Here is an 8582-nt window from a genome sequence, read left to right on the forward strand (position 1 = left end):
TGGCATCTTTTCGTAAAAATTTTTGCGAAAATTGCCTACACACATAGTAAATGACCCTTATTAAGTTCCAAAAGCAACAAAGTTTACGAAAAGAGCCTTCTTAAATCATATTTTCCGGATTGACCCATTTTGAAAACTGATCCTCGGTAACATAACCTAGTTTTAAAGCTGCTTCTCTTAACGAACCATTTTCTTTAAACGCTAGTTTGGCAATCTCTGCTGCCTTTTCATAGCCAATATAAGGGTTTAATGCAGTAACAAGCATTAAGGAGCGATTCAAATGCTCGTTTAGAATCTCTTCATTTGCCTGAATTCCGATGGCACAATTTTGATTAAAAGATCTTATCCCATCTGTAAGAAGCCGAACCGATTGGATAAAATTATTAATAATTACTGGTTTAAATACATTTAACTCGAAATTCCCTTGACTTGCTGCAAAAGCAATGGCGGCGTCATTTCCATAAACCTGACACGTTATCATTGTCAAAGCCTCACTTTGGGTTGGATTGACCTTACCTGGCATAATTGAACTGCCGGGCTCATTCGCAGGGATACTAAGTTCACCAATCCCACTGCGCGGTCCGCTTGCAAGCCAGCGGACATCATTAGCTATTTTCATTAAATCAGCGGCTAAGGCTTTTAGCGAACCATGAACATGTACAATCTCATCGTGACTGGTTAAAGCATGGAATTTATTTTCTGAGGAACGAAATGAATATCCAGTAAATGTGGAAATTTGCTCAGCAACCATATTACCGAATTGTGGGGGTGCATTAATGCCTGTACCAACTGCTGTCCCGCCTATCGCCAAATCCAAAAGATATTGACTTGCCTCTTTTATCATCTTTTCACATTTTTCAAGCATCCACCGCCAGCCACTGATCTCTTGTCCTAGAGTCAGTGGTGTGGCATCTTGCAAATGAGTTCTTCCAATTTTTACGACTTTTGAATAATCCTTTTCTTTAACAAGAAGTGTCTTTTTTAATTCTGTTATAGCCGGGAGGAGTTCTTCTACTACTTTTTTATAAGCAGCAATATGCATGGCTGTTGGAAAGGTATCATTGGAACTTTGCGACATATTGACATCATCATTAGGGTGGATTCTTTCATGTCCGGCACCCTTGTCCTTTAAATATTCATTTGCTTTATTGGCTATAACTTCATTGACATTCATGTTGGATTGTGTCCCACTGCCTGTTTGCCAGACCACCAATGGAAAATGTTCATCCATATTTCCATTAAGAATAGCATCACATACTTTTTGGATTGCGTTTAATTTACTTTCACTCAGCTTTCCTAATTGGAAATTTACGATTGCTGCAGCCTTTTTAATAAAAACCAAACCATAAATTAATTCCAATGGCATCTTTTCGGAGCCAATTTTAAAATTTTCCCTGCTCCGTTGTGTTTGCGCTCCCCAATATTTATCAATGGGTACACGAACCTCACCAAGCGTATCTTTTTCAATTCGATAATTTTCCACTTGTCTCTTCACCTCACAAATTCATATACTTCCATATATATACCCAATCCTATCCATTTTATTAAAGTAATGACAATTATCATCAATAAAAAAACTGCAGACACTTGTCTGCAGTTAATGTTTTAATGTTTAATGATTGTATATCCGATATAATATGAAAGGATTAAAAAACTACCGATCAATAGCACAACTGAATAATCTGACATATACACCCCACCCTTATATTATTAAATGCTTAAACATTTTCAAAATATCATAAGCGAAGGGGATCGCAAGTGATGAATATTACACTTTATTGACTAAGAGGTGAATTTTTTGTGAACATTTGCCTTTTCGGTGCAACAGGCAGAGTTGGAACGATTATTTTAGAACATGCACGATCCAATCAGCATTCTGTCCTAGCTCTGGTGAGAGATAGGAGAAAATTAACCATTAGCAAAGATGGCCTTCATATTATAGAAGGTAATGTACTAAATGAAACAGACATAGCGAATAGCTTAATGGGATCTGATGTAGTGATAAGTGCACTGAATACAGCAGGAACTACCACGCTGTCAGAATCTATGCCATTTATCATTAAGCATATGAAAGAGCAAGGAATACTGCGAATTGTAACGATTGGAACAGCAGGAATTCTCCAAGCTCGATCTGCCCCCCATTTATATCGGTTTCAATCGTCTGAGTCGAAACGGAAAAGTACACGTGATGCTGAGGAACATTTACGAGCCTATTTATTACTAAAAGATTCCGGGCTCGATTGGACGGTTGTTTGTCCGACTTACTTACCGGTAGGGGAAAGAATAGGGCATTATAGGTATGAAAAAGACTTTCTTCCAGATCATCCTTCTTCCATCTCGATTTACGACACAGCAGATTTTGCTTTTGGGCAGCTATTTAGCAATCAATTTATCGGCTCCCGGGTAGGGTTAACTTACTAAAAAAGAACCCCTTAACATGTTAGGTTAAGGGGTCTCGTCTATCCAGCCAAATCGGTACTGCCTTGCTGGAGTTGATACATTTGATAATATTTACCTTTATGCTCCATTAATTGCTCATGCGTTCCTTTTTCAACAATCATTCCTCGATCCAATACGATAATTTGGTCGGCACTCCGGATGGTTGATAACCGATGGGCAATGATAAAGGTGGTTCTTCCTTTTTTCAGAACTTCCATTGCCTCTTGAATCAACGCTTCCGTCTCTGTATCAATACTTGAGGTGGCTTCATCTAGAATGAGAATAGCTGGATTAAATGCTAGTGCTCTTGCAAATGAAATTAACTGGCGCTGTCCACTTGAAAGGGTGCTTCCCTTCTCAAGGACTGGTTCATCATAACCATTTTCTAAGTTCTTAAATATTTTTTCAGCACCAACATCCTTTAATGCTTTCTCTACTATTTCTTTTGTAATGGCAGGATCATTAAGGCTTACATTTGAGGCAATCGTCCCTGTGAATAAATAGGGATCCTGTAATACAATCCCCATATGGTTCCGGATGGATTGACGAGAAATCGTTCTAATATCTTTTCCATCAATCGTAATTTTTCCCTTTTGACAATCATAAAAGCGGAAAAGTAAATTCATAATTGAACTTTTTCCAGAACCCGTATGACCAACAAAGGCAACTGTTTCTCCATGCTTTGCTTCAAACGCAATATTCTTTAGGACATATTCTCCTTCTTTATAACCAAAAGAAACATGATTAAATGATACATTTCCTTTAAAACGAGCCATTCGCTCACTACTAACATCTTCCCCTGGTTCATCCATCAACTTAAAAACACGTTCACCTGCCACAAGCGCAAGTTCTAAATTTGCTAATTGGTTGACAATCCCCTGAACCGGTTGGAAAAGACGATTTATATAATCAACAAAAGCATATAGCATCCCTAGTGAGAGAATGGTTGCAGTATTAAGTGCCAGACCGCCGAAGTACCAAATAAATGCCACGAATATGAGATTTCTTAATATCCCTACTAGGTTATGCGAGGTTAAGGCATTTAAACTTAATAGTTTATTCTGGTACGTAAAATGCTCATAGTTAAGTTTTTCAAAATCTGCTTTTGTTTCTTTTTCACGGCTGAATGCCTGGATAATATTCATCCCTTGGATGGACTCATTAATCATTGCATTAATTTCACTGTTCCTCGACCGTATTACACGATTGAATTTCGAAGCATATTTTCGATATACTAACATCCACACATAAAGAATGGGCAACAATAATAAGCATATCGCTGCAAGTTTTACGTTTAAAATAAACAATGCGACATAAATACCGGTAATATAAATGGAGCTTGTAAAAAAGGTAGCCAGAACCGTTACGTATAACTCACGGATTGCCTCCGTGTCATTAGTGATTCTTGCGACTACCTTACCGGCAGGCAGATTATCAAAATAATTTATTGGCAGACGTTGGATCTGACCATACACGTCTTCGCGCATTTTTTGAATAATTCTGTTCGCTGATTTTTGTAATAAGAAACGTTCACCATACTGAAATATAGCTGAAACCACCAAAAGCCCAAAGTAAATCGCCAATAGCTGAAAAATAATTGGGACCTCGGGCTGATAAAAGGTTAATATTTCGGATACCTTCAGGATTTTCGCCCCGTATTCAGCTTTGCGCTCACCATTTTTTATCACTAATGTTCCTTCTTGTAATGTTCGTTTCCCATCGAATTCGAGCTGTTGATCGATGAAAACAAATTTGGATCCGACTTGCAAAATCCGTATTGGTTTTCCCTTTTGTTCACCACTCGATAAATACTTTTCTCGTTTGTAAAACGCACCTTCATATTTGACTGCTTTATTGCCATTTGTTGTTTCGTACCAAACGGATTCAATTCCTAATATATGTTGATCAATAATATTTTTAGCAATAAACGGTCCAGCCAGATCGGTTGCGACAGAAATGGTCAGAATGATCAATGCTGCGATGATAATTTTTTTATACGCAAATGCGTACCTAGCTAATCTTTTCCCAGTTGTCATGCTTGCACACCTTCCTCTATCTTACCTGCAGATTGCTGGCGAATAAATTGTTCCTTATACCACCCATCATGATTGAGGAGCATCTCATGTGTACCTTCTTCGATAATCCGGCCTTCCTCTAATACAATAATATGGTCAGCATGTTGGACAGCGGACATTCGATGTGTGGTGATGATCGTGGTCTTGTCATTTCTTACCTTTCTAATATTGTCAATAATTCGTTTTTCTGTTTTGGCATCGACTGCAGATAAGGAATCATCGAGTATAAGAATATCTGGATTTTTGATAAGGGCGCGAGCAATCGAGATCCGTTGTTTTTGCCCGCCTGATAAGGCCACACCTTTCTCTCCCACGAGCGTACTTAATCCTTCTGGGAGCAGATCTATATCCATACGAAGCGCTGCTAAATCAATGACCTCATCCAATTCTTGATCGTTTGCGTCTTTCCTGCCAAAGAGAATGTTCTCTTTCACACTTCGAGAAAACAACACATGATCTTGTGGCACATAACCAATCCAGTTGCGAACTTGATTTAACGTTTGCTCCTCTAACGGGACACCCGATATGGATACTTCTCCATTACCTAATGGATACTGTCTTAATAATTGCTTAATAAAGGTAGTCTTTCCTGACCCAGTTTTACCAACAATACCCAATGTCTGCCCCGGGATAACTTTTACATTAACATCTTTAAGATTATCATTTTTAGAAGAGGGGTAACGGAAGATTACATGTTGATAATCAATGCCATCGGCACGTTCAATCAAAATGGGATGGAGAGGATTGACGACTTCTTCCACATAGCTAAGTGTTTCATTAACACGGTCGAGTGATGCATTTCCTCTTTGCATCACATTGATTAACTCGCCAATTGCGAACATCGGCCAGATCAGCATTCCTAAATAAACATTAAATGAAACTAAATTCCCCAATGTGATCGATTGATGAAAAACTAAATAAGCACCATAACCAAGGCCAATTAAGTAGCTAATGCCGACAAGCACCTTAATCGTAGGATCAAATAAAGCGTCAATTCGTGCAACCTTAATATTCTTATCATAGACATCTTCCGTGAGTTGATGAAACCGATTGCTATCCGCCTCTTCTTGAACATAAGCGCGAATCACCCTTACTCCTGCAACAGATTCAAGTACTCGGTCATTCAATTCACCAAAGGCATCCTGTGCTTCCATGAAGCGTGTATGAATTCTGTTCCCATAAATTTTCATTAAAATGGCCATAAATGGCAGCGGAATAATCGCTGCTAAGGTTAACTTCCAGCTAATAAAACTCCCCATCGTTACCAGTAATGTCAGCATCCAAACACTTGAATCAACAAGTGTCAGAATTCCAAAACCTGCTGTGATGGAAATGGCTTTTAAATCATTTGTAGCACGTGCCATTAAATCCCCAGTCCGATTTTTTTCATAAAAAACGGGAGTCATTTTTAATAAGTGGTTAACGAATCGAGACCTAAGTTTCCTTTCAACAAGGAAAGCGCCTCCAAATAATCGATACATCCATACATAGGTGATCGCATAGGACGACACCATGATTCCTAAAAGTATCCCAAGGTATTGAATTATTTTCTTTTTACTTATACCGCCAACATGAATATCATCAATCGCCATTCCTATTAATTTAGGCGGTATTACATCTAAAACACCAACTAAAATTAATAGTGTGATCGCGATTAAGTAACGCTGCCAATTTTCTCTAAAAAACCAACTCAATTTTTTTAAAACAACAAACATAACTAACTCCCCCTTATTTTTTACTATCCGCCGTCTTGTGCTCCTTTTGTGTTTCCAGTCCAAGATTCTTCTAGATATCTCATAAATTCTTCCTCCCTCAAATTTGTTTTGAACTATAAAAAAAGACATACCGCAGTAGTGCAGTATGCCTCCTATTAAAAAAGGGGACAAAAAAACACACGTTACGTTACAAATGCGAACGTTACCTGTGTTTTTGTCATTTATCAATTGTTTCACATTGAAAAATTAACAAGAAATTTCTTCAGGACAGGTTACATTCATATATTCAATTGCTAATAAAACTTGATTGAATTTAGTCATTTTGTAACCCTCCCTTTCCTTTTTTTCTTCCTTTGTTAGATTATCACCAGTTGTTTTAAAAGTCAATTCCCATTTTTCTGAATTGTTTCAGACACCTTTCGACACATCGTAGATCATTCATGTCCTTCTTCTTTTCCCTTTCCTTTATTCTTCCATTTCCTTTGCCATTTTTCCTTTTGTTTATTCCATTTCTCTTCCCACTTTTGAACTTCATTATTAAAGTTTTCTTGAAAATTAAAAAGATTCTTAGCAGCCTCTGCCTGCCTTTTCTTTTCAATCAAGCTTGCAATATGCGGGACATTAAAGCTCTCGGCAGGCTCATTCATTAATGCTTTCGTCATTACATCTCGAAAAACAACTGCCGCCCCTTTATTGCTTGTCGGAGTTATATAATTCTCTGCATCTGTTTTATCATAGCCAACCCAGATAGCCCCGACCAGCTGTGGTGTATACCCAACAAACCATTGATCCTTCAGGCCATTTATTCCCTTTATCGGAACTTGAGTTGAACCCGTTTTCCCTGCAGTTTCTCGGCCTGGTATTTGTGCAGCCTTACCTGTACCTTGTTCCACAACACCAAGAAGCATGGTCGTCATTTTGTCTGTTACGGCTTTTGTTGTCACTCTCTCTTTTTTTGATTTCCAGACGGCAACAACATTTCCCTCAGCATCAACAATTTTCCTAATCGCATGAGCCTTTATTCTAATACCGTTATTCGGGAAAACAGAAAAAGCTTCTGCCATGTTTAGGGGAGAGACACCTTTATGCAAACCTCCCAAGGCTAGAGATAAATTACGGTCCTGTTTGTCCAACGGAATTCCAAACCGCTTAATGGAATCTAGTCCTTTTTCAATTCCAAGTTCATTTAAGAGCCACACAGCTGAAACATTTTTTGATTCTTTTACCGCTTCATACATTGGTACTTGACCAGCATACTGATGATCATAATTACTAGGTTGATAATCCCCAAATGTCATGGGTTCATCTTTTAACATATCACTAATCTGCCAACCTTCTTCCAGAGCAGGTGAATAGACAGCTAATGGCTTAAAAGAAGAACCTGGCTGTGCCTCCAATTGCGAAGCACGATTATATCCTCTAAACGTATGTGTCCCCCTGCCTCCAACAATAGCCTTAATCCCGCCTGTTTTTGGATCTATTAAGACCCCGCCGCTCTGTACTAGCCGGTCTTTTCCTTCTTGGAACAAGGAATCATTTTGATATGTTTCTTCCATGGCAGTTTGTATGGCAGGTTCAAGTTCTGTATAAATTTGATAGCCGCCGGTGAGTAATTCATCCTGTGATAATCCATATATGCTTATTGCCTCATCTAAAACCTGATCAACATAGTATGGAAATTTGCCCCGGAACGGGTCACCGCCCCTATCATTCAAAATTACTTTTTCGTGAATTGCTTTTTCATACTGCTGATTGGAAATATACCCTTGTATCTTCATTTGTGTTAATACAAGATTTCTCCGGTCTGTTGCCTTTTCCATATGTTCATATGGATTTAGGGCAGATGGCGCTTTAATTAACCCTGCGAGTAAGGCAGATTCACTGATTGATAGGTCTTTAACATCTTTGGCAAAATATTTGCTGGCGGCTGTTTTAATTCCCCATGCACCGTTTCCAAAATAAATTTGGTTTAAGTACATCTGCAGGATCTCTGATTTCGAATATTCCCGTTCAATCTGTAGCGCTAAAAAAACCTCCTCCATCTTCCGATTTAAGGTTTTTTGTGATGTGAGAAGTGTATTCTTTGTCAATTGCTGAGTTATGGTGCTGCCGCCTTCTACCATTCCTCCAGCTTTTAGGTCGCGGATTAATGCCCTTGATGTTCCAATCAGGTCCACACCGCTATGTTGGTAAAATCGACGATCCTCAATGGCAATGATCGCGTTTTTCATCGATTCAGGGACTTGCTTAATCGAGACACCTTCATTTTTATTCGCAGATACTTTACTAGCCAGCACCTCATTCACATCATAAAACACCGTTGCCTGAGGCAGCTCATTTTTCAGTCCTGAGA

5 protein-coding genes are annotated in these 8582 nt (G+C 38.6%); 1 reads left to right on the plus strand and 4 read right to left on the minus strand.

Going from position 1 to position 8582, the window contains the following annotated elements; genetic code table 11:
* Nucleotides 1–100 precede the first annotated feature (100 nt).
* On the minus strand, nucleotides 101–1483 hold the full coding sequence (gene fumC / locus V7137_RS12020) for a class II fumarate hydratase (RefSeq protein ID WP_335698304.1): 1383 nt from the start codon (nucleotides 1481–1483) through the stop codon (nucleotides 101–103).
* A 317-nt stretch (nucleotides 1484–1800) separates the two neighbouring features.
* On the opposite strand from fumC, the gene V7137_RS12025 reads away from it, so the two are divergent.
* Entirely contained in the window at nucleotides 1801–2421 is a 621-nt protein-coding gene (locus V7137_RS12025) for an NAD(P)-dependent oxidoreductase (RefSeq protein WP_335698305.1), read from the plus strand.
* A gap of 38 nt (nucleotides 2422–2459) precedes the next feature.
* On the opposite strand, the gene V7137_RS12030 is transcribed toward V7137_RS12025, so the two are convergent.
* The 3 genes from V7137_RS12030 to V7137_RS12040 all read right to left on the minus strand — a co-directional run.
* Nucleotides 2460–4475, minus strand: a complete 2016-nt coding sequence (locus V7137_RS12030; RefSeq protein WP_335698306.1) for an ABC transporter ATP-binding protein — start codon at nucleotides 4473–4475, stop codon at nucleotides 2460–2462.
* Nucleotides 4472–6229, minus strand: coding sequence for an ABC transporter ATP-binding protein (locus V7137_RS12035; protein ID WP_335698307.1), 1758 nt, complete (start codon nucleotides 6227–6229; stop codon nucleotides 4472–4474). Before V7137_RS12035 ends, V7137_RS12030 begins: the two co-directional genes overlap by 4 nt.
* A gap of 434 nt (nucleotides 6230–6663) precedes the next feature.
* On the minus strand, nucleotides 6664–8582 hold a 1919-nt coding region (locus V7137_RS12040; protein ID WP_335698308.1), incomplete at its 5' end, for a transglycosylase domain-containing protein.

Origin of the sequence: Neobacillus drentensis (assembly GCF_036962765.1) — a bacterium.
Taxonomy (GTDB): domain Bacteria; phylum Bacillota; class Bacilli; order Bacillales; family Cytobacillaceae; genus Neobacillus; species Neobacillus drentensis_C.